Consider the following 25,696-nt stretch of genomic DNA (forward strand, 5'->3'; position numbering starts at 1 on the left):
CCGGTCCCTGGGCCGGGGCGGCCCGGCGGGGACGACTGCCGAGCGCGGCCGGAGCACCTGACGAGCCGCCGGTGGTGTCCCAGCCCCCATCCCTCCTGGCCTCCCCGATCCGTCGGGTAACCGACCTCCTCGCGGTGGCGCGGAACAGCCATACGCCACCCGTCGTCAAGGAATCAGCGTGACCGACCCCGCCCGTCGCACCTCCACCCTCCAGGACATCGTCGCTCACACGAGCGTGCCACTGCTCCTCTCCTCCCTCGTCCTTCGCATGGCCGCCGACCGCACGGGCACCCACCCCGGCTATCTCACGATCGCCTGGATCGCCCAGGGCCTCGCTCTGCTCTGCCTCCTTGTCGGCATCGCCATCGCCGTGCTGCGCAAGGACCGCCCGTCCCCTGGCGTGTGGCTCCTGCTGGTCGTGTGGACGTTCGGTACGGGAGTGGCCGTCCTGCACGAACTCCCGTAAGAGCGGGGGCCGGTCCGCACCGCTGGTTCGGCCACCAGGAGCCGGAACGTGTCGAGGCCAAGTTCCCTGCCCGCCGCCGGAGTTCCGGCACAAGCGAACGACCCCGGGGGCATTGATCCACCCAGGTTGCCGAAGGGGCACGGGAAGGCCCTGGAGGCCTTTTCGATCTTGGGTCGACGGTCGACGGTCGTCGACGGCGATGGCCGGTTGAGCGCCCGCCCCCCGCAGCGAGGGGGAGAGCAGGAGCGACAGCCCGGGCTGAACAGCCGATCCCGGGCGCGGGCGAAACCCCTTGACCAATGGTCAAGAAACGTTGACCATTAGACCCATGCCTACCGCTGATCTTCCCGAGACGTTCCACGTCACCACTGACGAGCAGCTACGCGCCGTCTCCAACCTCACGCGCCACCGGATCATGGCCGTGCTCCGCTTCGAGCCCGCGACGATCACGCAGATCGCCGACCGGGTGGGCCTCGCGAAGGGGAGCTCCAGCTACCACGTGCGGCTGCTGGAGCGGGCCGGCCTGGTGAAGGTGGTGCGGACGCGGAAGGTCCGGGGGGTCACCGAGCGGTACTACGCCATGGCCGCGCGGTCGATCGTGCTGCCGGATCCGGGCGAGGGAGGGCCGGACCTGCTGATGCGGCATGCGGTGGCGGACCTGGAGGCGGCGCCGGCGGACGGCGAGCGGCACGTGCGGATGGCGCACCTTCGGCTCACCGACGAGCAGTTCGCGGAGCTGGGGGCACGGCTGCAAGCGCTGGCGGACGAGTACCGGGAGCTGTCCGATCCGTCCCTGCCGGACGCGTCGCTCGTCTTCGCGCTGTTCCACCCGGCAACCCGCGTGCAGGCCGAAGGAGACGCCAAGTGACCTCAGAGCTTCGGAAGTTGCCGGCCGGGTTCGGACGACTGTGGACCGCGCAGACGGTGTCCTCGCTCGGTGACGGCGTGACACATGCCGCGCTGCCGCTGCTCGCGTTGACGCTGACGCGGGATCCGATGGCGCTCGCCGTCGTCACTGCCGCCGGAACGCTGCCGTGGCTGCTGTTCGGGGTGCTCGGCGGTGCGCTGGTGGACCGCTGGGACCGTCGGCGCACGATGTGGGTGACGGACGCGGCGCGTGCGGTGCTCCTCGCGATACCGGCGGCAGCGGCCGCGCTCGACCTGCTGAGCGTTCCCCTGCTCGCGGCGGTCGCCTTCCTGCTCGGCCTCGGCGGACTCTTCTTCGACACGGCCGCCACCGCCTATCTGCCGGACCTGCTCGGCCGCGACCCCGCACTCCTGGAGCGCGCCAACTCCCGCCTGCGCGGCGCCCAGACCGCCGCGTCCGGCTTCGCGGGACCGCCCGCGGGCAGCGCCCTGCTCGCGCTCGGACGGGCGGTTCCGCTGCTCGCCGACGCGGTGTCGTTCGCGTTGTCCGCCCTGCTCGTACGCTCGCTGCCCGCCGCGCCGCGGCCCGTGCCGCAGGCCCGCGAGTCGCTGCTGCGGCAGGCACGGGACGGCGCCTCGTACGTCTTCCGGAACCAGCTGCTGCTCGGGCTCGCGCTGCGTCCGGCGGTCGGGAACATCGCCTTCCTCGCCGTGGAGACCGTGCTCGCCCTCTTCGCGCACGACCGCCTCGGCATCGGCGCCTTCGGCTTCGGCCTGCTCCTCACCGCGGAGGCCACCGGCGGTCTGCTCGGCGCGGGCATCGCCTCCTTCCTCGGCCGACGGCTCGGCACCGGCACCGCGCTGACCTGCACGGCCGCCCTCGAAGGGCTTGCCGTCCTGGTCCTCGCCGCCGCCCCGAACCCGTACGTCGCCGGTCTCGCGCTCGCCGTCTGCGGTGCGGGCATGGGTGCCACGATGGTGCTGGCCCCCTCCCTCCGGCAGACGATCGTCCCCGCCCACCTGATGGGCCGGGTCGCCTCGACCTCCCGCATGCTCTCCATGTGCGCCGCCCCGTTCGGCGCCTTCCTCGGCGGCTGGCTGGCCACCACCTACGACGTACGGACCCCGCTCTACACCGCCGCCGGTCTCCTCCTCACCATGACCGCCGTCACCGCGACCATGACCAGCAACCGCCAGGTCGAGGCGGCACTGCGCGCCGCCGCCCCGGCCGACGATCCGGCCCACCCGGGATCCCGGCAGCTCGTTCACGAGGGTGCCGTGTAGGACGCCGCGGAGGCCGTCGAGCCAGTCGGGCGCACGACGGCGACGGCGACCGCGACCACGGCGCCCGGCCGGCCCCGCAGACCGCGCTACCGGCGGGCCGCGCGGCGGTAGTGGTCGAGGACGTCCTGGCGCAGCAGTCCGGCGAAGCCCGCGCCCTCGATCCGCAGGCCGAGCTGGGGCTCGGTGAGGCCGAGGGAGGCGGCGGCGCTCGGCAGGTGCCACTCGTGGGCGGCCAGCCGGTCCAGCAGGTGGCCGCGCCGGACCTGGGACTCGGACAGGCGGAAGGTCTTGAGGTAGGCGAGCCGGCCGTGCTCGTCGGTGATCGCCTCGCCGATGTGGTTCTCCTGCTTGGGACGGAACTCCGGCAGGAACCGGGCGAGCCTGAAGCGGCCCAGTCGACGCACCTCCCGGGCCCGGTAGTCGGGGTCGAGCAGGCCGCCCGCCATCGTGTCGTCGTGGAAGTCCGCCCAGGCGCGCTCCTGCCCGGCGACGGCCGCGCGCAGCTCGGCCACCGAGTTGACCGGGCCTGCCGTGCGCAGGTCGGCGCGGAAGTCCGGGACGGCGGCGGACAGGAGGGCGTAGTGGTGGATCAGCTCACCGTAGAGGTCGAGCAGCAGCGTCCGGTGCAGCGCCCGGTAGTCGTCGGGGTGCGGGACGACGAACGCCGCGGCGAGGGCGTCGGCGACGTACACGAGCAGCCCGCACTGGCCGGGGTGGATCTCGAAGACCCGCAGCGCGTCGGCGAGGCCGCGGACCCGGTCGCCCGCGTACGCCTCCTCGGCGCGCGGCGACAGCCCGTGCCGCACGGCGCGGTCGGACCACTCCTCCCAGGCGATGGTCGGGCCGCCGAAGTGCAGCGCGAGGTACCCCTCCAGGGCGAGGTGCAACGGCAGGAAACGCAGCCGGGTCCGGCTCTCGCGCTTGGCGAGCCGACGCGGCGCCCGCACCCGGATGCGCTCGGGCGGGGCGCTCGCGCCGATGGCGGAGGGCGCGTCGAGCCGGGTGCCGTAGGCGGCCGCCGGGGTGCCGTCGCGGGTCCAGTCGGCGACGAAGCCGTGCGGGACGTAGACGAGGTAGTCGGTGTGCCGGCCGACCGGGACGGCGGCGTACTCCGGCTCGTACAGCTCCTGGTGGAGGCGGAGGTCCTCGATCGGTTCGGCGCGGACCAGCGGGACGAGGCGCACGCCGCCCCACACCTGGGCGGGGCGGGTGTCGAGGCCGGCGAGGTCGATCCGGAAGGCCGGCCCGGACGGGGTCGTGGTCATCGGACGGTCTCCTGGGCGGTGGGGCGGCGCCCGGTCGCGCCGGCCGCCAGGAAGCTCTCGGTGCGGGCCGCCAGGTGCGCCGTCAGCTCCGCGAGGTCGGTGCGGCCCTCGGCGAAGCGCGCGAACTCGACCAGCGCCGGCAGGTCCTCGGCGTCGCGCAGCCCGGCCGTCGGCACCGTCGGGGCGAGCCGCCGGACGTCGAAACCCTCCGCGTCGTACACCGGGTTGAGGTGCACGACGCTGGTCCGGTGCTCCGGGTCCAGGCGGGTGCGCCACACCCGCAGCACCTCCGCGGCCAGGCCCGGCGGGGCGTTGTCCCAGCCGTCGGAGACGATCACCAGTCGCTGCGGCGCGGTGTCCAGGGCGTCCAGGATGCGGCGCCCGAGCGGGGTCGGGCCGGCCGGGCGGGCGAGCAGCGCGTCGGTGCGCCCCGAGGTCCACAGCCCCGTGTACTCGCCCGCCAGCGCCGCCAGCAGGAAGTGGCAGGCGAGCGCGGCGGCGAGCGGCCGACGGCGCTTCACGCCCGAGCCGTACGCGGACCAGCTGTCGTCGAGGACGGCCGCGACCCGGCCCCAGCCACCCTCCTCGGCGCCGGCCGCGCGCACCGCCCGGCGCGCCGCGCCGCGCAGGGCGCCGGTCAGCTCCGCGCGGCGGGCGACCCGGTCGGCGGGCGGCAGACCCAGCACGTACGAGGCGAGCCGGGTGAGCGGCATCCGGGCGAGCGCCGCTTCGTCGGCGGTGACGGCGGTGGCGCCGGCGGCGCGCGCGGACTCCTGGAGGCGCAGCCGCTCCAGGCCGGTCAGCCGGGGTTCGATGCGCTCCAGGAACGCGGCCCGGGGGATGCCGTGGCGCCGGGCGAAGCCCTCCGCGACGGTGTACGGCAGCTCGTAGAGGGCGGATTGCTGGTGGTGGGCGCGGCGCCAGGCGTCCAGCAGCGGTGCCTGGTACGCGCCGCGGCGTCGCGGGGCGTACAGGAAGTCGCCGGTCTCCGCGGCGGCGGGCCGCAGGTGGGTGTGGCGCAGCGCGCGCTTGAGCCCGGCACGGTACTTGACGGCGTCGAGGGTCTGGTCGGGACGGGCGGCGAGCCAGTCGCGCACGATCGCACGGGTCCGCCGGTTGTTGACCTTGGCGCGGCGCAGCTCGCCGATCAGCCGGTAGACCCGCTGTGGCGGCAGCAGCTCCAGCCGGCGGGCGATCAGCCGCCCCTCGGTGTGCCGCTGCTGCGCGGTGGCGTCGCGCGAGGTCTCCAGCAGCCGCCGGACGATCAGGGCGGCGTTGTGGTCGTTGATGTCGAGGGCGAGCGCGGCGGCGTACGGGCCGCGGTAGTTGACGAGCATGTACTCGTGCAGGAATTCCAGCGAAAGCTGCTGCTCGGCGGCTCCGCCGTGGAACTCGCGCTGGCCGGTGCCGGTGATCGCGGCGTTGACGAACAGCAGCACGTCCTCGGCGGCGACGAGGTCGCCGTACGTCTCCACTGCGCGCCCCCGGTGGTCGTGTGGGAAAGGCCGGCCGGGGAATGGGGGCACGAGCTGCGAATCATTGCGGTAAAGGCACATTCCGGAAGTCGCACCGGAGTCCCGCGGCCGGCCGGTCGACCCTAACACCGGGCGGCGGCGGGGGCTCAGCTGTTATCCGCCCGCGGCCCGCGGACCGAGCGCGCTGCCCGTCCGGGCGACGACGCGGCGTCGCACTGCGCGACCCGCACGGCCGCGAGGGCCGGCCCGACCAGCGGTCCGGACCCGGCCGCCGACGCGGCGGGCGCGAGCTGCGTCGGCGGCCGAGCCCGGTCACCACGGGGTCGAGCAGGACCGGCTACAGACCCGGTGTGGTGCCGGCCCCGGCGGCGGGTTGGTCCCCGGTCAGCCGAGCGTGGTGCCGCGCTCGTGGGCCAGCGACTCCAGGCCGTACCGTGCCACGTGCTCGGCGTTGCTCAGGTCGATCGTCCGGGTGCCCTCGGCGACCAGCCGCGCGTTGATCTCGTCCAGGTGCTGCTGGACGAGCTGCTTCTCGGCATCGGTGGTGCGGCCCTTGTGCGGCCTACCGGCGTGCTCCAGGCTGGCGTAGTTGACCCGCTCCCTGGTGCCCGTCGGCACCGCGGCCTGGCTCGGGACGGTCCGGGCCACCCGCTTGGCGCCGCGCAGCACGTCGGCCATCGGAGCGGCCGAGGCAAGCCGGTTGAACGCTTCGGCCTCCAGGACCACCGTCTCCGGCTCCTCGGCGTCCGGGAAGTGCAGCTCGATCGTCACCAGGTCGAGCGCCAGCTCTTCCACTGGGGCCAGCTCTTCAGCCAGCGCCTCGATCTCGACCGGCCCGCCCTCCAGGTCGGGGTGCTGGCGCACCACGACGCGCACCAGGTCGCCGTCGTTCTCGACGTGCTTGCCGGTCAGGTCCGAGAACCGAATGATCTTCTGGCCCATGTCCACCTCTCGTGACTGCTGTGATCATCGGAGAGCCTACGCCGGGACCGATCGGTGGCGTCGCCGAACGTTCGGAAGCGCGGGGCAGGCGCGGCGGCGGCTCTGCAAGCGGCCCGTGCGCTCGAACGCCGTGGCCTCATGGGCTCCTGGCTGCCCGACGGGGCCCCCAAGCGGACCGAGCCCGCCGCGGAGTGCCCCACGGATCAGGCCTCGGTCTCTACCGCTGGGTCGTTGGGCGCGTGGAAGGTAGGACAAGCTCAGGAGCCGGCCCCCTGCGTGATGAGGCCGGTGAGTGCCCGCCGCATGATGCGCTCGAACCGCAGTTGCCCGTCCTCCGCCGGGTCCGCTTCCGCCTGCTGAGCCAGGGCCGCTGCGACGTGCGGGTGCCCGCCGCGGGCCGCCGTCTCGCCGAGGTACGCGGCCTGCGCCCCCTGGCGGCTTGTGAGTCCGCGGTCGGTCTGCAACTCGGCGCGGGAGAACTGCTCGGTCAGGGCGTTCAGCAGGGCGACGATCTCCATGCTGGTCCGGCTGGGCAGCCCGGCGGGGGCGAGCGCCTGGAGCGCGTACTCCAGGAAGTCCATCCCGTTCGGGCCGATCCGGAGCGGCTCCGGGGGGACGTCGAGGAGCCAGGGGTGCCGCAGCCGCGCGTCCTTCGCCCGGACCGCGAGGGCGACCAGGTCCTCGACCGGGTCACCGGTCAGCGGGACGTCCAGGTCGATCTCGCCCGCGACCGCGTCCGTCATCAGGTCGAGGAGGTCGTCGCGGGAGCCGAGGTAGCGGTACAGCGACGCCTGGCCGGTGCCCAGTTCCGCGCCGACCTGGCGCATGGACACGGCCGCGAGGCCGCCGCGGTCCGCCAGCCGGACGGCAACCTCGGCCAACTCCGCACGGGTGTGCACGGCGGCGGGCCCGCGTGTGCCGCGCTCCGGCCGGGTCCAGACGATGACGGGCTCCTGGGCCACTCGTGCACCTGCTCTCATCCGTTGTCGTGCTGCTGCCTGCGAGCGCCCCCTATACTAAAACTGCGAACATCGATCGCACTTTATTGGGAGGCCGCCATGTCCGAGTCCACCGCGTACCCGTGGACCCCGGTCCGCTTCGCCGAGAACGAGCCGGTCAAGCTCGCGTACGACCGGCTCACCGAGGGGACCGGCGGGGAGCCGCTGCTGCTGATGACCGGTCTCGGCGTCAACCGGCTCTGGATCCCGGACGGCCTGTGCCACCTGCTCGCCGACGCGGGCTTCGCCGTCGCCCGCTACGACCAGCGCGACGGCGGCGAATCGACCCACCTGCCGCCCGCCGCCAGCGGGCACCCCGTCTCCGCGCTGTTCCGCAAGCGCGGCGAGGCCTATACGGCCGAGGACATGGCGGACGACGCGATCGCCGTCATGGACGCGCTGGGCTGGGAATCCGCGCATCTGCTGGGCGTCTCCCTCGGCGGCGCCATCGCCCAGCGCGTGGCCCTGCGGCACCCGGAGCGGGTGCGGACCGTGACGACCATGTCCGCGGTTCCCGGCGATGTCGCGGGCCTGAGGACCATGCGGTTCATCCGGATGGGCACCCTCGCGAAGTTCGCCAAGCTGAAGTTCCCCGCTACCCGGGAGGGCGCGATCGCCGCCAGTGTCGAGGTCTCCCGGCTGCTCGCTTCGCCGGCCCGCCCCTTCGACGAGCACGCCGCGAGGGAAGCCGCCGAGCGCACCGCCGACGCGGGCGTCCACGACCAGCAGGCGCAGAGCCGCCAGATCGGCGCCCAGTGGCACGGCGGGCCGATCAGCGGCATCCAGCGGCCGACACTGGTCCTGCACGGCGCGGACGACCCCCTGATCAAGCCCGCCGCCGCGACGGCGATCGCCTCCCGGATCCCGAACGCTCGCAAGCTGCTGCTGCTGGAGGTCGGTCACGAACTGCCCGAACCGGTCTGGCACACCATCGTCGGCGAGATCCGCGCCCTGGCCGACGTGGCGGCGCGCAGCTGAGGGGAGCTTCGACGAAGGCCCGGCCATCGGCCTTCGCGAAGGCCTCGAACAGTCGGCCCGTCGGGCCGCCGCGTGTGGACCCGGTGCCGGGGGAGGTCGCCGAGGCCGTGGTCGGCGCGCTCGGTGCCAACCCCGCAAGAGCTTCTCGCACGACTGGGACGACGTACGCGAGGAGGCCTGCGACGTGGCGCTCACCGCCTTGGTGACGCTCGCCCGTATGCGCGGCGACCCCCGCCGCTTCTTCGGCGAGCACCTGCGCCGGGTCGCCGCCCGCGACACCGCCGGCGGCGCCCCGGACTGACCACCGGGTCGCTGCGCCACAGGGCTACCGTGCAGCGATGACCAGTTCTGCACAGCGTCCGCTGCTCTTCCTCGATGTCGACGGACCGCTGATCCCGTTCGGGGCCACCGCGCAGGAGCTTCCGGACGGTTATCCGACGTTTGGGACGGCTACCGGACTGCGGGGGGCCGGCGCGAATCCGCTTCTGGCCAGGATCGATCCCGCGCACGGGCGCCGCTTGGCGGCGCTGCCGTGCGATCTGGTGTGGGCCTCGACCTGGATGGCCGAGGCGAACGAGTACGTCGCACCGCTGATCGGCCTGCCGGAACTGCCGGTGGTGACCTGGCCCGAGCCGACAGACCAGGACGAGCAGGACGAGCTGGACGGCCTGCACTGGAAGACCCGCGCCCTGCTCGACTGGGCGGCCGGCCGCCGTTTCGCCTGGGTCGACGACGAGATCACGGACATCGATCGGGCCTGGGTGTCGGCGCGCCACGGCGGTCGGGCCCTCCTCCATCGCGTCGACCCCCGGTGGGGTCTGACCGACGCCGACTACGCCGTGCTCGACCACTGGCTGCGCCAGGCCTGAGGCAGATCCCCGGCCAGGCGGCCGGTGCTGTCCGGGCCCTCGTGGACGGGACAGGGCGTCGCTCGGCCACTGGGTCGTCAAGTCGGCACGAGGCCGCGAGGCTGCGGTACTGCCGGGACCGCGTCGGCGACGGCGACGGGTTGGGCCCGGCAGGCACCGGCCGGGGGTGCCGCGGCTCGGAAACCGGCTGCGGCAGGACCGAGGAGGCTGTCAGGATGCCGGGATGACGACCATCTCCGCTGCTCGCGACTCGTTGGAAGGTTTGGCTCTGGGGGACGGATTCGGGGAGCGCTGGTTCCCCCTCTTCCGCTCGCCCGAGGAGGCGGTCGAACAGATCCGGGCCCGGCGCACCCCGGAGGAGGGGCCCTGGCACTGGACCGACGACACCGCGATGGCGCTGTCGGTCTACGGGATCCTGACCGCCTTCGACGCGGTCCACCAGGAGCGGCTCGCCGAGGCCTTCGCGGCCAGCTACCGGGCGGACCAGGGGCGCGGTTACGGGTACGGCATGCACGTGCTGCTGCCCGAACTCGGTGCGGACCCGGCGAGTTGGCGTACCGCCGCACGGGCGCTGTTCGACGGCCAGGGCAGCCTCGGCAACGGCGCGGCGATGCGGGTGGCTCCGCTGGGCGCCTGGTTCTGCGCCGACCTGGACGAGGCGGCCGAGCAGGCGGCGCTGTCCGCCGAGGTCACCCACGCACATCCGGAGGGCGTGGCCGGCGCGGTGGCCGTGGCCCTGGGAGCGGCCCTCGCCGCGCGTGGCCGCTCCGGGACGGCGCCCGCCGGCGCGGACCTGCTGGCCGAGGTCGCGGACCGCACCCCGGCGGGCGCCGTTCGCGACGGGCTGCGCCGGGCCGCCGGGCTGCCCGCCGCCACCGAGCCCTGGCGCGCTGCCGACCTGCTCGGCAACGGGCAGCGGGTCCGGGCGAGCGACACCGTCCCGTTCGCCCTGTGGTCCGCCGCGCATCACCTGGACAGCCTGGCCGACGCCCTCTGGACCACGGCGGAGGGCCTGGGCGACGTGGACACCACCTGCGCCATCACCGGCGGCGTCGTTGCCGCCCGCACCGGCCTGGCGGACGTGCCGCGGGCCTGGCTGGCCTGCCGCGAGCCGCTGCCCGCCTGGGTCGCCGAGGCGGAGCCGGAGTCGGAGGACCGGGCCTGACCCTGCGTGGGTTCGGGCCCGGTCCCGGCGATCGCCGGGACCGGGCCCCGGAGCGCCGGAGGACGACTGGCACCCGGATACCGCCGAACCCGTCGAATGTCGGCGCCGCCGAACCAGGAGGACGTGCGGCCCGCCGGATCGCGTTGTCGCGTCCGCCGGTCACGGTGTGTCCGGTGGGCGGCGCCGACCGGGGCAGGCGGTCAGACGGTGGTGCGCTGCCACTGCTGGTTGTAACCGGTGTTGCAGGTCCACTGCTCCAGCGAAGTACCGTCCGCCGTCGACTGGTTGGTCACGTCGAGGCACTTGCCGCTGTGCCGTGCGACCAGCTTCACCGCCGTGGTGCCGGTGACCTTCTGGGTCTTCCACTGCTGCGAGGTCGCGGTGCTGCAGGTGTTCTGGACGATGGCCGCACCGTCGGCGGTCGACGCGCCGGCGACGTCGAGGCACTTGCCGCTGTGCCGCGCGATGATCTGGGAGTAGCCGGTGCCGAGGTCCTTGAACCAGAAGTTCTGGTTGGCTCCGGCGCCGCACGACCACTGGACGACCGGCGAAGACTGGGAGAAGTCGTAGTTCGCGACATCGGCGCACTTGCCGCTGTTGCGGGCGGCGAGCTTCTCCCACGGGCCCCCCACGCTCGCGACCGTGCCGGCGGCGGCGTCGATCGAGACCTGCGGGGAGTAGTCCATGGCCATGGTGGTCGTGGTCGGGAACCGGAGGGACGCCCACACGTACTGCGAGTCGTTCACCATCCCGCCCATGGAGTTGCCCCACCGGTCGCCCATGTACAGGTAGTTGGTCCCCTGGGTGCCCTGCACCGGCAGCACGAACGCGGTCTGGCTGCGGTACGTGGTCGGGTCGCCGACGTCCTGGAGGCCGCTCCACGAGCCCGTGAGGCCGGTCGCCGTCTGGTACCTCTGCTGGTTGGGGGACCAGCCGGTGGCGCTGGAGGTGAGCAGGAAGTACACGCCGTCGCGCTTGAACAGGGCGGGGGCCTCGCGCCACTGCCCGGGGGAGGGGTTGGCGACCAGGGCCTCCGCCGTGAGGTAGTCGGCGCTCAGGCGGTAGATGTGCAGGTCGGCGTTGCCGCTGGAGGACGAGATCAGGTAGGCCGTGCCGTCGTCGTCCTTGTACAGCGTCATGTCGCGCGAGTCGTAGCCGAGCGGGCGGAAGCTGCCCTGGTAGCTGTAGTCGCCGTCCACGGTGCCGGACGTCGCGACCGCCACCTCGCCCTGGCTGTAGTCGGTGCTGCTCCCCTCCTTGTGCATCCACATCACGAACTGGTTCGTGCTGCTGTTGAAGATCACCTTGGGCCGCTCGATGCTGGCGCCGTTGGCGAGTTCGGTCCCGCTGGCCTGGGTCAGGACGTGGTTGCGGAACTCCCAGGTCTTGAGGTCGGTCGAGCGGTACGCGGAGACGTAGTGGAAGGTGTTGTCCGGGTTACGGTCCTCGCCGAACCAGTAGTAGTACTGGCCGACCTTGATGACGCCACCGCCGTGGGCCTGCACGGGGTTGCCGGCGGTGTCGGCGAACTGCGTCCCGCTGGTGACGGTCACCGGCACCGCGTAGGCGGTACCGGCGGCCGCGAAGAGGCTGAGGGGGAGGGTGGCAACGGCGGCGAGGAGGACGGACGATCTCTTGCGCGACATGGTCGGCTACCTTCGCTTCTTCGTGCCGGTCGGAGGGCTGAGCGACCTGGCGGCGTCACCGCGCCAGGCGGGGAGGCGGACCCTCGGACCGAGTGTGTCCCGATCGACATCGCCGGCGGTCGGCGGTGGGTGGCCGCCGGGCCGGGGGTCGACCGGTCGTTCACGTGCACGTGGGGGTGGGGGGTGGGGGCCTGCTCACCTGGGCGGCACACCGGCCTCGCCCGGCTGGGGCTGGGGCGGCGGTCACGCACTCGGGTGGCGAGGGCGTGAGGGCGCGGCGGTGGGGTCTGTCCGCCCGGGGCCGCCTTCTCCTTCCCGTGGAGTCGGCAGGCCCGGTGGTTCTTGCGCACCTTCGGCGATGAGCCATGTTGGCGCAAACAAGCGGCTGGGTCAGATTCTGGGAGCGCGGTCCCGGGCTTGTCAAGGACTTCGCCGGTTGCCGTGCCCGGGCTGCCGGCGGGCACGGCGAGGCCGCCGGCCTGGGTGGTTCCTCCGCCGGGGCCGTGCGTCCGGTGTTGCACGTACGGTGTTGCGCCTCCGGCGCCTTGTGTGCGGCGCCCTGTGTACGGGGCCTGTGCTCGGGGCCCGCGTCCGGCCGGACGCACAGGCCCTGCGTTCCGGGGACGGTCTCGGTGGCGTCGAGGTCGTCCACAGGTCTCGACGCCACGCTGCGGGCGGCCGGGGAAGCGGGTTCAGCCGGCTGGGGAGCCGGTTCAGCTCCCGATGACGACGATCTCGGCAGCGGAGCTCCACGGTCCGCCGCCGCCCGCCTCCATCAGGGCCCGCAGCCGGACGTACCGCCGTTCAGCGGGGGGAAGGACACGACCTTGGGCCGGGGCGTCGTTCACGAAGGTGCCGGTGGCGACTGGGGTGCCCCGGGACACGGCGTCGGCGCCGACGCACACCTCGTAGCTCCAGGCGCGCCCGTTCGCCCCGCCGGCTCTGCTGCACCAGGTGCCGCAGTGCGGCTACCGTGTGCGGGCCTCCGGTGTCGAGCTGGATCTCGTGCGGCAGCGCGGCCGGTGTCGGGGTCGGGGTTGGGGATCAGGGTTCGTCGGCCGAGCCGTTGACCTGTCCAGCGGTCCGGGAGGTGTGCGCGGTCCTCGCCCAGGCCGGGCGCGGCGCGATGTTTGCGTCAACATCAGATGGCGCCAGTGTTCCAGCGGACGAGGTCGCCCCGCTGGTCGACCTCCCAGCCGCCCTTGATTCCCCACGGGGGCACGGCACCGGCGGGGTCGAACGCGGGGGCGATCTCGTACATCCACTGGCCGGGGTTGGCGCGGGCGCGGGAGCGCATGGCCTCGGTGATCGGCGGTGCGGGCGGTCCGGGGGGCGGGGGCGGGACGGTCATGGTGGTGTCCTTGCCGGTGGGTCGGGTCAGGGTCAGGTGCGGTCGGGTTTCGCCACTCCAGGCTGGACCCCGGGAGGGACAGTAGTACGGGTCGGGAACCGGCTGGTCCCGGATCCGGTCGGCCGGATTGAAGCCCCTGCTACGACGTGAGGTTCTCGAACTCCGGCTGGAGGTGAGGTCGGTGTGTTCACCGCCGGCGCCTGCCCGGGCCCGGTCGTCGTCCCGTCGCCCGATCCCTCCTGCCGCAGAACGCGGCCGTCAGGTCCGGCGGCCGAAGAGTGGGCCGAGGACGAGTTCGGCGGCGCCGGCGGCGACGGCCAGGCGGCCGGCGGTGCTGACGGAGACCGGGACGGGCTGCCAGTCGGGGTCCGGGATCCGGGACTCGAGCTGTGCGGCGACACCGGTGAGGTAGACGTCGGGGGCGGACAGGACGGCCCGCCCGCCGAGCACCACCCGGTCGATGTCGAGCAGTCGGACGAGGTTGGCGACGCCGACGCCGAGCAGCCGCGCCGCGGCGGCGTGGTCGCCGCGGCGCAGCTCGGCGAGGCAGAGCACCTCCAGGCAGCCGCGGTTGCCGCAGTCGCAGGGCGGTCCGTCGAGCTGGACGGTCTGGTGGCCGAACTCGCCGGCGTTGGTGCGGGTGCCGCGGTGCAGGGTCCCGTCGAGGAGCAGGCCCGCGCCGAGGCCGGCGGAGAGGTGGACGTAGGCGAGACCGCCACCGGGTCGCGGGGTGGTCGGGGCCTCGGCCAGGGCGGCGGTGTTGGTGTCCTTGTCGACGACGACGGGCAGGCCGTCCAGCCGGGCGGCGAGTTCGTCGCGCAGCGGGTAGCGGTCCCAGCCCGGGGAGTCCCGGGCGTCGAGCGGGGTGAACCAGTGCAGGACGCCGGCGGCGTGGTCGAGCGGTCCGCGGCAGCCGATGCCGGCCCCGAGCAGGCGGGCGCCCGGCGGCAGGTCGGCGGCGGCCCGGTGGATCCGCGCGGTGACGAGGCGGACGGCGGCGGCGGGGGTGAGGCCCCGCTCGACGGGTTCGGTGCGGACGTGGTGGTGGCGGCCCGCGAGGTCGACCAGCAGGACGGTGAGCTCGTCGCGTTCCAGGTGGACGCCGACGGCGCAGACGGCTTCGGCGCGCAGCCGGAGCAGGGTGCGGGGCTTGCCGCCGGTGGAGGCCGCCTGGCCGGCTTCGACGATCATGCCTTCGGCGAGCAGCCGGGCGGTGATCTTGCCGATGGCCTGCGGGGTGAGGCCGGTCCGGGCGGCGAGTTCGACGCGGCTGCCGCCCTGCGGGGCGGCCCGGAGCAGGCCGAGGACCAGGGCGGCGTTGTGGTCGCGCAGTCCGGCCAGGTTGGTGCCGGCCGGTCGGTGGTGGCCGGCCGGGCCGGGGGGCGGCGTCGTCATGGGCTCATTCTGCCTGGGGCCGGGCGGGTGGGGCTTGCACTTAGGAAACACCGTTGTTTAACTGGTTGGCATGACCTTCGAGAGCACCCCCGGTCCCGGGCACCCCGCCCTCCGCGTCGGACTGGTCGGCTACGGCCTGGCCGGAGCGGCCTTCCACGCCCCGCTGATCGCCGCCACGCCCGGGCTCCGCCTGGACGCCGTGGTCACGTCCGCGCCCGAGCGGCGCGAGCAACTGCGCCAGGACCACCCGCAGGCCCGCGTGGTGGACAGCGCCGAGCAGCTGCTGGCCGCTCCCGGCGCCCTCGACCTGCTGGTCGTCGCCTCCCCCAACCGCAGCCACGTGCCGCTCGCCCGGGCCGCCCTGGAGGCCGGGCTGCCCGTCGTGGTGGACAAGCCGCTCGCCGCCACCGCGGCCGAGGCGGCCGGCCTGGTCGAGCTCGCCGAGGCCCGCGGCCTGCTGCTCACCGTCTTCCAGAACCGCCGCTGGGACACCGACTTCCGCACCGTCCGGCAGCTGGTCGACACCGGCGCGCTCGGCACCGTGCACCGCTACGAGTCCCGCTTCGAGCGCTGGCGGCCGGAGCTGAAGGAGGGCTGGCGCGAGTCCGCCGACCCGGTCGACGCCGGCGGCATCCTCTACGACCTGGGCAGCCACCTGATCGACCAGGCGCTCACCCTCTTCGGCCCGGCCGTCCAGGTGTACGCCGAGGTGGACGTCCGCCGCGCCGGCGCCGCCGTGGACGACGACGCCTTCGTGGCGCTGACCCACGCCGGCGGGGTCCGCTCCCACCTGTGGATGAGCGCGCTGGCCGGCCGGCTCGGACCGCGCCTGCGCGTCCTGGGCGACCGCTCCGCGTACACCGTGGACGGCATGGACCCGCAGGAGGACGCGCTGCGCGCCGGACAGCGCCCGGGCCCGGGCTGGGGCGAGGTCCCCGCGTCGGGGTACGGCCTGCTCGGCACCACCGACGGCGCCGTCGGGTACCCCTCGCTCCCCGGCGACTACCCCGCCTTCTACGCCGGGGTGGTCCGCTCGCTGCGCGAGGGCGCGCCCGCGCCGGTCGACCCGCGCGACGCCGTGGCGGCGCTGACCGTCCTGGAGGCCGCCCGCCGCTCGGCCGCCGAGGGCCGCACCGTCACCCTGACCGGGAGGGTCGCCCGATGACCCCCGACGAGGCCACCGCCCTGATCCAGCGGGTCGAGGACGAGGAGCGCCGGCTGCGCCTGCCGCGCTTCGACAACGACGACGCCTGGCTGCTCGGCACCCTGCTGGTCGGCCTGGCGCGCGCCGAGGAGGCGCCCGTGGTGGTGGACATCCGGCGCAACGGCCAGCAGCTCTTCCACTACGCGCTGCCGGGCAGTTCGGCCGACAACGACGCCTGGATCCTGCGCAAGGCCCGCACGGTGGACCGCTACGGCTGCTCCTCCTACCTGGTCGGCCTGCGCTTCGCGGCCAAGGGCCGGACCTTCGAGGAGGACTCCCGGCTCGACCCCGACACCTACGCCGCCCACGGCGGCGCCTTCCCGATCCACGTGCAGGGCGTCGGGGTGGTCGGCACGGTGGCCGTCTCCGGCCTCCCCCAGGCCGAGGACCACCGCCTGGTCGTCACCGCCCTCGAACGGCACCTGGACCGGCGCCTCGAAGCCGTCTGACCCGCCGCCGGACGCCTACCGCCCCGGCGAGGCGGCAGGGGCCGGCCCAGGAGGGGGCCCGGCCCCGCCGGCCTGCTCACCCGCCGCCCGAGTCCGAGGCCCCGAGGTCGTTGATCCACTCCGGACGGACCCCCGGCCGAGGCGGCTCCCTCGGATGCGACCCCCGTGACGTGCATCCGGACGTACGCCGTCAGTAGGGCGCCCGGCCGGCGTCCCGTCACCCGCCGGTGGCGGCCTCCCGGAGGCGGCGGATCTCGGGGTTGCGGCGCAGGTCGGGGAAGCGGTCGCAGAGGCCGCGCACCACCTCGCCGAGGAAGGCCCGGGTGGCGGCCTCGAACTCGGCGTACTCCGCGCTGCCCTTGCCGTCCCGCTCCCGGTGGATCCGGACGGTCTCCTTGCCGCCCCGGCGTTCGAAGCGGTACTCGCCGGCGCCCCCGGCGGCCGAGTAGCGGGCGCGCCCGGCGCCCGCCAGCTCCCGGGCCGCCGTGAAGAGGCCTAGCGCGAGGTCCAGGACCGGCCCGGTGCCGCTGAAGTCGGCGCCCTCGACCCGGAACGTGTAGGGGCCCCAAAACGCCTCGCAGGTGAGGTCGTAGAGGTCCGCCGCGGCGAAGTCCATGGTGCCGCGGGGTCCGCGGTCGGCGCCGCCGGTGTCGGCGGCGGAGAAGGACAGTTCGATCATGATGCTCGCATTCTCGCAGGTGGGCGGGACGGCGGATCGCCGGGGGCTGATGCTCCAGCCCCCGGCGATCCGGGTCTCACGGTCGGGACCGTTCGGTCGGTGCGACCCCGGTCAGTACGGGTGCGCCGTCCTGGCCGTCCTCCGTCCCTTGTGCTGCTTCACGACGACGCGCAGCCGCGTGGTGTGCCGGCCGTTGCCGTCCCGGCCGATGATCCGGCCGAAGTCGTGCTCGTAGATCCGGCCGTCGCGGCCACCGGTGTTGGCCCGGCTCTTGCCCTTCTTGATCGTGGTGTGGATCAGGTACTTGACCTCGCGGACGTTGCGCGAGCGGAACCGGCTCTTGCCCGCCACGCGGGACTTCGCGCCGTGCCCGCCGAGGATGTGCGGCAGGTCGATGTGGCACGCGTTCTTGTTGTGCGCGACGACCCAGTCGTCACCGACCCGCACGCTGTAGGTGTGCTGGTCGCCGATGGTGAGGTTGACGACCAGCTGGTCGGCGATCTCGCCCCGGTCGGTGACCCGGGTGACCGGGACCGGGGTGCCGGCCGGCGTCACCAGGGAGTCGCCGACCCGCACCTGCGCGGCGTCGGTCCAGCCCTTGCCGCTCACCCAGACCGGGTGCTCGGCGGTGACCCGCAGCGCGGCCGCGGTGTCCGGGTCCCCGGTCGCGCTCGCCGGATCCGCCGTCGCGGTCTCGATGTCGACCAGGTGCTTGGTGCCGTACCCGTAGATCACCGACAGCACCGGCTCCGGCCGGGTCTGACCGGTCGCCGGGTCGGTGGAGAGCACCAGGTCGCCGACCTGGACCTCACCGATCGGCAGCTGCCCGCCGTCGCCCATCAGCACCGGGGTGCCCGGGTCGAAGGAGTTGCAGCCGGTCCGCCGGAACACCGAGCGGACCCGGGAGGAGACGCGCCGCACGCGCGCCGCGCCCCGCGAGTAGCGGGCGGCCGCGAAGCCGGCCCGGACCGCCGTGTTGCCGCCGACCAGGCCGGCCGCCGCGGTGATGCTCATCTCGGCGGCCTTGCGCCAGTTGCCGGTCGCCGCGTACGAGACGGCGGAGACGGCGGCCGCGGCGGAGCCGATCGGGCCCGGGATGTACGACGCGACCTCGGCGACCTTGGCCACCACGTGCACGGTCTTCTTCAGCCACTTGGGCATGCCCCAGTGGCCGTCGAGGTCCGTGCAGTTGACCGGGTCGCCGGTGCAGTAGTCGTACGCGCCGGCGTTGCCGCCGGGCTCCGGGTCGACCTGGAGGAAGCGGCCGAGCGCCGGGCTGTAGAGGCGGGCACCCATGAGGATGTCGCCGTCCTGGGCCTCGGCGGAGCGCTGCTTGCCGCCCAGCCAGCCGTACCGCGCGGCGGCCTGGCCGTCCTGCGGGATGCCGAACTCGTCGAAGTCCAGCACGACCGGCTTGGTGAGCGCCGGGTCGGTCGTCAGCACGACGGAGCCGAACAGGTCGGTCAGCTGGAGCTGGACGTCACCGGTCCGGCTCGTGGTGGCCACCAGGTCGGTGTCCGGGCCCGAGACGTTGCGGGTCACGGTGCCCTGGGTGGTGTCCTCGACGACCCAGCGGACCTCGTCGGAGTCGTCGCCGTAGTGGTTGAGCTTCGACGTGGCGTTGGCCCACGAGCCGTCGGTCTGCTTCTTGGCCGTGGTGAACGCGGTGAGGCGGTGGGCGGCGTCCTGGGCCCACTGCTGCCTGGTGTCCCCCTTCTCCTGGGCGGCGACCTTGTCGTTGGCCCAGTAGGTGTTGGTCGCGCCGGTCGCGGTCCGCACCGTCCGCCCGAAGGCGTCGTACCCGAAGCCGGGGTCGGTGAGCCGGTCGGCGGAGTCGTAGCCGTGGTTCTCGACGGTGGCCCCGGTCGTGCCGCAGGTGCCGTCGAGGGCCGAGGGCAGGGTGGTCTTCGACAGCCGGTTGGAGTGGGCGTCGAAGGCGTACTGCCGGGTCACGCAGCCGGTCGTGGTGGTCGACTGCTGGGCCTTCACCAGTCGGCCGAGCCGGTCGTAGCGGTAGGTGCGGGTGGCGGTGGAGCTGGTGTCCCTGGCCACCTGGCCCTGGGTGGAGACGTCGCTGGTCTGGGCCCAGACCACGGCGTTGTCGGAGGAGCGGGTGTAGGTGCGGCCGGTGGCCTCGCCGACCGCGTTGAAGGTGTCCCTGCGGACGATCCCGCCGGGGTAGGTCTGTTCGACCAGCTGGCCGTCCGGACCGTAGGCGGCGGTGAACTCGCCGGCCGTGCTGTCGTTGACCGAGGTGACCAGGCCGCGCGGCTCCTTCGCGCGGTCGTAGGTGTAGGTGGTGGACCCGGTCGGGTCGGCGACCTTCACCGGCTTGCCGAAGGCGTCGAACTCCGTGGTGGTGGTGCCGCCGTCGGCGTCCGTGTAGGAGACCAGCCGGCCCAGCTGGTCCATGACCCGGGTCAGCGACTTGCCGTCGGCCGTGGTCCGCACCGCGTCACCCGTGGCCGGGTCGTACTCGGTGGTGACCTTCGGCATCGCCACGCCCTCGTCCGAGGTGATCTCGGTCGAGGTGATCCGGTCGGCGCCGTCGTAACCGACGACCGTCCTGCGCGACTTGCCCGCGTTGGTCTCGGTGGTCTCCTCGGGCTCGCCGAACGGCGAGTACCGGGTGACCCGCTTGACGGGCAGCGTGGTCGGCATCCGGGTGCCGTCGGCATCGGTGACCGCGCCGCCGGGCAGTGTGGCGCACGGGCTGCCCGCCCACTCGGGGCGGTTGGCGCAGGCGGGGTCCTCCGGGTTGGCACCGGCGGTGTAGAACACCGACCTGACCGTCCCGGCGTCGCCGCCCGTCGAACCCGGCTTGCGCGACTCCACGGCGCGGCCGGCGGCGTCGTACCGGATGGTCGCCGTCAGCTTGGCGCCGAGCGCGTCGGTGGTCACCGAGGTGGCCGCCTTCAGCGTCCAGCCGGCGGTGCCGCCGATCGGGGCGTCGTAGCCCGTCCTGGTGACCCGCAGCTCGACGTCGTCGGCGTAGCCGTCGATCCGGGCGCCGTCGGTGCTGGTGGTGACCAGGTGGTAGGCCTTGCCGTCGGGCTTGCCCTCGTCGTAGGTGTTGGTGTTGTGGTCCCGCGCCACGACCGGCGTGCCGGCGGCGAGCGTGGGGTTGAGCGTGGTCTTGGTCAGGGTGACCCGGTCCAGACCCGCCTGGTAGGAGGGCGCGACGGCCGCCGGGTTCTTCCCGGTGACGGTGAGCCGCAGCTCGTGGTCGCCGCGGGCGAGCCGGCCGGTCGGACCGGCGGCGAACGGGGTGGTGGTGACCGCCGCGCTGTAGCCGTCGAAGGGGGCACCGACGTTCTGGCCGTCGATCGACAGCTGGACGATGCCGTAGTCGGCCGCCTTGGTCAGCAGCGCGCCGAGCTGGTACGTGCCCTCCTCGGGGACCGAGATCCGGAAGGAGGCGTTGTCCCCGACCGCGTCGGCGGCCAGGAACACCTGGCCGCCGCCGGACCAGCCGGCCCCGGCGCAGCAGGTGGCCAGGGTCTGGACGCGCACCGGGTCGGTGGCGCCCAGCTGGACCAGGCTCTCGCCCTCGGCCGTGACGGTGACGGGTACGGTCTGGCCGTCGACCTGCTCGGCGAGCGAGGCGCGGTAGACCGGTCCGAGCGTCTCGGTGACGTCGAGGCCGTCCGGCGTGTAGAGGGTCCGGGAGTCCAGCAGACGGGCCCGGGACGCGGAGTCGGCGGGCAGGTTCAGTTCCGCCGCGAGGCGTTCGGTGTCCGGGTGGGTGCCGAGCGCGATGGCGCGGTTGGTGGCCTCCAGAGTGCGGACGGCGTGGCCGTAGCGGTCGTACTCGGTGGTGTCGATGTCGCCGCCGGGGGTGGTCGACGGCGTCGCCGTGTTGACCTCGTTGCCGGAGGCGTTCAGGTAGTGGACGACGGCCGGCCGGTAGCCGTCCGGTCCGGGCCTGGCCGCGGTGGCGGTGCCGGTGCCCGGGTCGTCCTCGGGGCCGTAGACGGCGGTGGCGTCGGTCGGCGCGTCGGTCTGCGCCCAGGCGGCCACGTCCGGGCCGCCCAGGTCGTACGGACCGCCCGTGGCGCGCGTCAGCGGCACGTCGTAGACGACCTTGCTCGCGGTCTCACCGCTGACCTGGTCCTTGCTGCCCCTGGCCAGGGCCGCGCGACGGACCTTCAGCAGGCGTCCCGGGTCCTGGTCCGCGGCGGCCCTGCCGTAGTCGAGGTTCCACGGCAGCTCGCCCGCGGGGGTGATCCGGGTGACCCGCCCCGCGTCGTCGTAGTCGTAGGCGGTCTTCAGCGGCTGGGCCAGGCGCGGGTCCCAGACCTGGGCCAGGCGGCCGCGCTCGTCGTAGACGTAGTGCGCGACCTCGACCGCTTCCTGCTTGGCGGTCACCGGGTTCCAGGACCAGACCTTCACGGACCGGATCCGGTCGGTGAAGTCGCCCGGGGCCGCGGCCGTGGCGGTGGTGGCGGACGCGTAGTCGTAGTCGGTGACCTCGCAGCCGCGCGGCAGCGGGTCGACGGTGCAGCCGTTCGCGTCGTCGACGCCGGGCTCGACCGGGGCGATCACCCGCTTGACGAGCGAGCGCCGGTCGGTGGAGTCGTAGACGTAGCGGGCGGTGGACCCGGCGTCCGGCCCGCTGGAGGACTGGACGCTGTACACGTCCGAGCCGGCCTGGCGGGCGAACACCGTGGCGGACCCGTCCAGTTCGGACAGCGTGTAGGTGTCGCCGGTCGCCTTCAGGACGAGGTGCTCGGCGCCCGGCTCGGGGAAGAGCGTGCCGTCCTGCGCCCGCGCGAAGGTGAGCGAGGTGTCGTCGACGCCCTTGAGGACGGCGGCGTCCGCGCTCGGGAACGCCAGCGACACGTAGTCGGCGGACTCCCCGTGCGCCCCGCCGGCCCACTGCGGGCCGAACGGCGCGACCAGTTCGCGCACCGACATGCCGTCGAAGTAGACCGGCTTGTCGGCGTTGTCCGAGTGCCCGTTGTAGAGCCGGATCTGCGCCTCGGTGGCGTCCGCGGCGAGCGTGACGTCGGTGGTCAGCTCGGCCCAGGCGTCGGTGTACGGCGCCTTGCGGGAGACGGTCGTGGTCAGCGCGCCGGCCTTGCCGTGGACGGCCACGATCCGCATGCCGCGGTCGTCGAGGCCCGCGGTCAGCCCGGTCGAGGAGGGGACGTACACCCAGGCCTTGACCCGGTAGGTGTGGCCGGGCTTCATGCCCAGCTGGAGGCCGCCCGAGCCGCCGAGCAGCGCGTAGGTGTCACCGCTGCGGTTGGCGTCCGGCAGGACCTTCAGCGAGTCGGTCGAGCCGCCCTGGCCCCGGTCGGTGACCCGCAGGGCGGTGCCCGGGGTGGCCAGGAAGCCGGTGGTGTCGGTGGAGACCTGCTGCTGGTTGGCGGTCAGCCGCTCGCCCTGTTCCTGCCAGCCGCGGGTCGCGCCGCGGGAGGAGGAGGAACGCGTGGTGGTCATACCGAACTCGTCGGTGTCGGTGACGTCCACCGAGTAGTCACCGGTGAGCAGGTTGACCGAGCCGGGGCCGACCTCGACGCCGGTGGCGCCGTCGGCGTTGGCGTCGGCGGTGAAGGTGGACCAGGCCGTCGGGTAGGCCGGGTCGCTGTCCTTGTCCGTGTAGAGCAGCGCGCGGACCTGTACGACGCCGCCGATCTGCCCCAGCGACTCCAGCACCGACCAGTTGGCGTGACCGCCGAGTTCGGCGAGCCGCGGCCGGGTGCCGGAGGTCGGGGTGTTGTCGGCCTTGGTGAGGTGGGCCGCCGGGATGTCGTACTCGGTGGCGCCGGGGCCGCGGCGGTACTGCCAGGTGACCCGGGTGTACTGGGTCTGGGCGTCGACCGCGAGCTTGACGCGCTTGGCGGTCTCGGAGCCGTCGACCGGGGAGCTGACGCCGGCCCGGCCGACCCGGAAGGTGTGGACGGCCGGGTCGGAGAGGTTGTCCGCCCGGTCCTTGGTCTGCACCTTGAGGGTGTGCGTGCCGTCGGTGGGCGGGGTGATCGACGCGGTGGTCGCACCGGTCGCGTCGACCGTCACCGGTGCCTTGCCGTCCAGGGTGTAGACGTAGCCGACCACGTCGTCGGTGCCGGCCGGCGGGGTGAGGGTGAACCGTCCGGTCTGGCCGGCGGCGCCGTGCCACACATCGTCGGCGGGATAGTCGGCGGAGGTGACGAACGGCGCGCCCGGCCGGGTGGTGTCGGCCACGACGACCACGTCCTGCGGGGCCCACGGCGAGTTGTCGGTGCCGTCCCAGAGCCGGGCGCCCATCGAGTACTGCACGCCCTCGTCGAGCTTGGCGAGGCCGAAGTCGGCCGGCTTCACCTGGGCGTAGCTGCCGTTCGGGACCTCCTTGTACACGCGCTTGACGAGGACGCCGGCGCGGTAGAGGTCGAAGTCGGCGCCGACCTTGCCGCCGCTGTCCGGGTCACTGGCCAGGACCTGGAAGGTCGGGGTGGCCGAGGAGGTGAAGCGGGGGTTGCCCTGGCGGGCCGGGAACACGTCGACCGCCGGCGGCGCCGCGGGGACGGTGTTGTAGGTCACCGACAGGAACGGCGGGTGGCCGCCCTGGGAGGAGTCGAAGCGCTTCCACGAGTACGGGCTGGTCTCGGTGGAGGCGCGCAGGCCGAGGGCGTTGTTGGTGTAGCCGTTGTCGGACCAGGCAGTGACCAGCGAGGTGACGTCCTGGGCGACCCAGGCGTCGCCGCAGCCGGCGTTCTCGTTGCCCTTGGTGGCGTTGCTGACCGCCCACTGCTTGTTCCAGTTGGGCTGGTTGGTCCACCGGGAGCCGGTGGAGGCGAGGCCGGTGTCCCAGACCTCCCAGGACCAGGGCTCGCAGGACCACGAGTGGGTGTTGTACAGGTTCAGCTTCGCCGAGAGGATGTGCTTGCCGTGGTACGGACCCTCGGGGAAGTGCAGGAAGGAACGGGCGACCTGGCCGCTGCCGTTGTTGCCGAGCTTCAGCTCGGTGGCGGACGACTGGTCGGTGGTCCAGCCCTGCTGGACGAAGGTGTCGAAGGAGGCGCCGACGGTGAGCGCCGGGTCGATCGTCACCGGGTAGCTGGTCGCCGGGTCGCCGAGGAAGCCGGCGTCCGGGGTGAAGACCAGCTCGGCCTCCGCGCCGGCACCGCGCAGCTCCATCGCGACGGGCGCGCGGCGGTTGTGCTCCAGCGACTGCGGGTCGACCGCCGCGTCCCACATCACGGGGGCGGGGATCTTCGCCTGCACCTTGCCGGACGGACGCTCGGTCAGCTCGATCGAGCCGTCGTCCTTGCGGTCGACGTCCAGTCCGCTGGTGTCGATCGGCAGCACGACGGTGCCGGCCTGGGAGACGGCCGAGCGGTCCTTGACGATCAGGTACTGCTCGAAGCCGGTCCGGGTGGCCTCCAGGACGAGGTCCACTCCGGGGCGGGCGTCGACGTAGGTGGCCCGGCTGCCGTCCAGCCTGGGCTTGGGCAGGCGGCCGAGCCAGCCGAGCTGCACCTGCTGCTCGCCCGCGCCGATCTTGACCAGCTCGCGCTCGGCGGGTTCCCCGGTGGCCGGGTTGGGTGCGGCGGCAGCGGCGGGGGCCGAGTCGGCAGGCTTGGCGAAGGCGGAGCCGGGGCCGGGCGCGGGGCCGGAGCCGGGTGCGGTGGGCAGCTGCGGACGGGTCTCGTCGCGGCCGGCCCGGGCGTCGGCCGCGGCCGCGTGCGCGGGGGCGCCGGCGGCGGGGGTGCCGGCGGCGGGTGCACCGGTCCCGGTCGTGCCGGCGGGCGGGGCGACGGCGTCACCGGTGCGCACGCCGGGGTCGCCACCGGTGAAGGTCAGGCCCTCCGGGTGGACCTTCGGCGCGACCTTGCCGTCCGGGGTCTCCACCAGCGTGGTGTCGACCGGGACCCAGGCGTCGCCGACCTTGACCCGGACCGGTCCGGTCGCGGTGTCCTGGGTCAGCGTCCCCGCGGGGTCGGCCCAGAGCGTGGTGGTGGCGGTCCGGGCGCCGGTCACCTCGACCCGGTGACCGTTCAGCCGGGCGGCGAGCAGGGCGGAGGCCGCGTCGGGGGCCTCGTTGACGGGTGCGGTGGCCGTGGCCTTGGGGTCGGTCGCGGGTGCGGCGTAGGCGGAGTCGGCGGTCAGCGCATCGAGCGCGACCCCCGTCTCCACCAGGAGCGCGAGCGCCGCCAGAACGGCTGTCCGCCGCATTCGGCGCGTAGTGAAGGCCCCGCCCCCAAAAACGGGCGGGGCCTGCTTCCTCGATGGCAAGAGAGTTTTCTCCACGAATAGTGATGGCAAAGAAGTCGTGCCACACCAAGATCGCAGAGCGGCTGACCGGGAATCCCCGGATCCGGATATCGAATCGGCAAAGATTGGTCGACCGATGCCCGCTTTGCCCCGATATTACGTGAAATGCTGACTGCATGTCAGTTGGCCGGGAAAGGAGACGCTTTGCTCGTCGACGCCCGACCCGCACCCCCGCAGATCGGCGGGGGTCGGCGATCATGATTTGACGGCAGACGATCATGTTGTGGATAGTCATTTCCGGGCCGACCGGGGGCGATGCCGAATCCCGCTCGGACGCGACGAGCACGGGGGCGGGAGGCGATGTCCGAAGGCCGTGGGGATAGCGCCTTCGGCGGCACCGCGGTCCTCCCGGCGTCGGCCACCTGCGCCGAAGGCGGGCAGGCCGCGGTTGGCGGGACGCCCTT

At 73.8% G+C, this 25,696-nt stretch carries 17 protein-coding genes; 8 read left to right on the plus strand and 9 right to left on the minus strand.

The window, feature by feature from the left end; all coding sequences use genetic code 11:
• The first annotated feature begins 178 nt into the window (after positions 1-178).
• From ACZ4UX_RS23595 to ACZ4UX_RS23605, 3 genes are all read left to right on the plus strand, one after another.
• A complete protein-coding gene (locus tag ACZ4UX_RS23595; RefSeq protein WP_465708111.1) occupies positions 179-466 on the plus strand; it encodes a hypothetical protein in 288 nt (95 codons plus the stop codon).
• A 328-nt stretch (positions 467-794) separates the two neighbouring features.
• Positions 795-1,334, plus strand: coding sequence for an ArsR/SmtB family transcription factor (locus ACZ4UX_RS23600; RefSeq protein WP_465708112.1), 540 nt, complete (start codon positions 795-797; stop codon positions 1,332-1,334).
• Positions 1,331-2,617: an MFS transporter gene (locus tag ACZ4UX_RS23605; protein WP_465708113.1), complete on the plus strand. Its 1,287-nt coding sequence runs from the start codon at positions 1,331-1,333 to the stop codon at positions 2,615-2,617. Before ACZ4UX_RS23600 ends, ACZ4UX_RS23605 begins: the two co-directional genes overlap by 4 nt.
• Before the next feature lie 86 nt (positions 2,618-2,703).
• Here ACZ4UX_RS23605 and ACZ4UX_RS23610 read toward each other — a convergent pair whose 3' ends face one another.
• From ACZ4UX_RS23610 to ACZ4UX_RS23625, 4 genes are all read right to left on the minus strand, one after another.
• Positions 2,704-3,882 (minus strand): ARPP-2 domain-containing protein, encoded by a 1,179-nt coding sequence (locus tag ACZ4UX_RS23610; RefSeq protein ID WP_465708114.1) that lies wholly within the window; start codon positions 3,880-3,882, stop codon positions 2,704-2,706.
• Positions 3,879-5,357, minus strand: coding sequence for a hypothetical protein (locus tag ACZ4UX_RS23615; protein ID WP_465708115.1), 1,479 nt, complete (start codon positions 5,355-5,357; stop codon positions 3,879-3,881). Before ACZ4UX_RS23615 ends, ACZ4UX_RS23610 begins: the two co-directional genes overlap by 4 nt.
• Before the next feature lie 384 nt (positions 5,358-5,741).
• Positions 5,742-6,299 (minus strand): hypothetical protein, encoded by a 558-nt coding sequence (locus ACZ4UX_RS23620; protein ID WP_465708116.1) that lies wholly within the window; start codon positions 6,297-6,299, stop codon positions 5,742-5,744.
• A gap of 257 nt (positions 6,300-6,556) precedes the next feature.
• Positions 6,557-7,279, minus strand: a complete 723-nt coding sequence (locus ACZ4UX_RS23625; protein WP_465708117.1) for a TetR/AcrR family transcriptional regulator — start codon at positions 7,277-7,279, stop codon at positions 6,557-6,559.
• 78 nt (positions 7,280-7,357) lie between these two features.
• On the opposite strand from ACZ4UX_RS23625, the gene ACZ4UX_RS23630 reads away from it, so the two are divergent.
• From ACZ4UX_RS23630 to ACZ4UX_RS23640, 3 genes are all read left to right on the plus strand, one after another.
• The gene (locus ACZ4UX_RS23630) at positions 7,358-8,275 is read left to right on the plus strand and encodes an alpha/beta fold hydrolase (RefSeq protein WP_465708118.1); all 918 of its coding nucleotides are present in this window, start codon (positions 7,358-7,360) and stop codon (positions 8,273-8,275) included.
• 338 nt (positions 8,276-8,613) lie between these two features.
• Positions 8,614-9,144, plus strand: coding sequence for an HAD domain-containing protein (locus ACZ4UX_RS23635; RefSeq protein ID WP_465708119.1), 531 nt, complete (start codon positions 8,614-8,616; stop codon positions 9,142-9,144).
• Between the two features lie 223 nt (positions 9,145-9,367).
• On the plus strand, positions 9,368-10,309 hold the full coding sequence (locus tag ACZ4UX_RS23640; RefSeq protein ID WP_465708120.1) for an ADP-ribosylglycohydrolase family protein: 942 nt from the start codon (positions 9,368-9,370) through the stop codon (positions 10,307-10,309).
• Positions 10,310-10,509: 200 nt separating this feature from the next.
• Here ACZ4UX_RS23640 and ACZ4UX_RS23645 read toward each other — a convergent pair whose 3' ends face one another.
• From ACZ4UX_RS23645 to ACZ4UX_RS23655, 3 genes are all read right to left on the minus strand, one after another.
• Complete coding sequence (locus tag ACZ4UX_RS23645; RefSeq protein ID WP_465708121.1) at positions 10,510-11,955, minus strand: RICIN domain-containing protein; 1,446 nt, start codon at positions 11,953-11,955, stop codon at positions 10,510-10,512.
• Positions 11,956-13,096: 1,141 nt separating this feature from the next.
• On the minus strand, positions 13,097-13,306 hold the full coding sequence (locus tag ACZ4UX_RS23650) for a hypothetical protein (protein WP_465708122.1): 210 nt from the start codon (positions 13,304-13,306) through the stop codon (positions 13,097-13,099).
• A gap of 258 nt (positions 13,307-13,564) precedes the next feature.
• Complete coding sequence (locus ACZ4UX_RS23655) at positions 13,565-14,701, minus strand: ROK family protein (RefSeq protein ID WP_465708123.1); 1,137 nt, start codon at positions 14,699-14,701, stop codon at positions 13,565-13,567.
• 70 nt (positions 14,702-14,771) lie between these two features.
• Between ACZ4UX_RS23655 and ACZ4UX_RS23660 the strand changes: the two genes are divergently transcribed.
• Together ACZ4UX_RS23660 and ACZ4UX_RS23665 are read left to right on the plus strand one after the other, a co-directional pair.
• A complete protein-coding gene (locus ACZ4UX_RS23660; protein ID WP_465708124.1) occupies positions 14,772-15,866 on the plus strand; it encodes a Gfo/Idh/MocA family oxidoreductase in 1,095 nt (364 codons plus the stop codon).
• Positions 15,863-16,354 (plus strand): heme-degrading domain-containing protein, encoded by a 492-nt coding sequence (locus tag ACZ4UX_RS23665; RefSeq protein WP_465708125.1) that lies wholly within the window; start codon positions 15,863-15,865, stop codon positions 16,352-16,354. Before ACZ4UX_RS23660 ends, ACZ4UX_RS23665 begins: the two co-directional genes overlap by 4 nt.
• Positions 16,355-16,571: 217 nt before the next feature.
• On the opposite strand, the gene ACZ4UX_RS23670 is transcribed toward ACZ4UX_RS23665, so the two are convergent.
• Both ACZ4UX_RS23670 and ACZ4UX_RS23675 read right to left on the minus strand, forming a co-directional pair.
• Complete coding sequence (locus tag ACZ4UX_RS23670) at positions 16,572-17,033, minus strand: hypothetical protein (RefSeq protein ID WP_465708126.1); 462 nt, start codon at positions 17,031-17,033, stop codon at positions 16,572-16,574.
• A gap of 111 nt (positions 17,034-17,144) precedes the next feature.
• The gene (locus ACZ4UX_RS23675; RefSeq protein WP_465708127.1) at positions 17,145-25,193 is read right to left on the minus strand and encodes a DNRLRE domain-containing protein; all 8,049 of its coding nucleotides are present in this window, start codon (positions 25,191-25,193) and stop codon (positions 17,145-17,147) included.
• Between the last annotated feature and the right edge of the window lie 503 nt (positions 25,194-25,696).

The organism is Kitasatospora sp. NPDC028961 (assembly GCF_055564815.1).

Coding starts and splice junctions, on each gene's coding strand:
- ACZ4UX_RS23655 (WP_465708123.1), bottom strand. CDS start 14,701: ATGACGACGCCGCCCCCCGGCCCGGCCGGCCACCACCGACCGGCCGGC.
- ACZ4UX_RS23650 (WP_465708122.1), bottom strand. CDS start 13,306: ATGACCGTCCCGCCCCCGCCCCCCGGACCGCCCGCACCGCCGATCACC.
- ACZ4UX_RS23670 (WP_465708126.1), bottom strand. CDS start 17,033: ATGATCGAACTGTCCTTCTCCGCCGCCGACACCGGCGGCGCCGACCGC.
- ACZ4UX_RS23600 (WP_465708112.1), top strand. CDS start 795: ATGCCTACCGCTGATCTTCCCGAGACGTTCCACGTCACCACTGACGAG.
- ACZ4UX_RS23665 (WP_465708125.1), top strand. CDS start 15,863: ATGACCCCCGACGAGGCCACCGCCCTGATCCAGCGGGTCGAGGACGAG.
- ACZ4UX_RS23635 (WP_465708119.1), top strand. CDS start 8,614: ATGACCAGTTCTGCACAGCGTCCGCTGCTCTTCCTCGATGTCGACGGA.
- ACZ4UX_RS23630 (WP_465708118.1), top strand. CDS start 7,358: ATGTCCGAGTCCACCGCGTACCCGTGGACCCCGGTCCGCTTCGCCGAG.
- ACZ4UX_RS23675 (WP_465708127.1), bottom strand. CDS start 25,193: ATGCGGCGGACAGCCGTTCTGGCGGCGCTCGCGCTCCTGGTGGAGACG.
- ACZ4UX_RS23620 (WP_465708116.1), bottom strand. CDS start 6,299: ATGGGCCAGAAGATCATTCGGTTCTCGGACCTGACCGGCAAGCACGTC.
- ACZ4UX_RS23625 (WP_465708117.1), bottom strand. CDS start 7,279: ATGAGAGCAGGTGCACGAGTGGCCCAGGAGCCCGTCATCGTCTGGACC.
- ACZ4UX_RS23610 (WP_465708114.1), bottom strand. CDS start 3,882: ATGACCACGACCCCGTCCGGGCCGGCCTTCCGGATCGACCTCGCCGGC.
- ACZ4UX_RS23640 (WP_465708120.1), top strand. CDS start 9,368: ATGACGACCATCTCCGCTGCTCGCGACTCGTTGGAAGGTTTGGCTCTG.
- ACZ4UX_RS23660 (WP_465708124.1), top strand. CDS start 14,772: ATGACCTTCGAGAGCACCCCCGGTCCCGGGCACCCCGCCCTCCGCGTC.
- ACZ4UX_RS23645 (WP_465708121.1), bottom strand. CDS start 11,955: ATGTCGCGCAAGAGATCGTCCGTCCTCCTCGCCGCCGTTGCCACCCTC.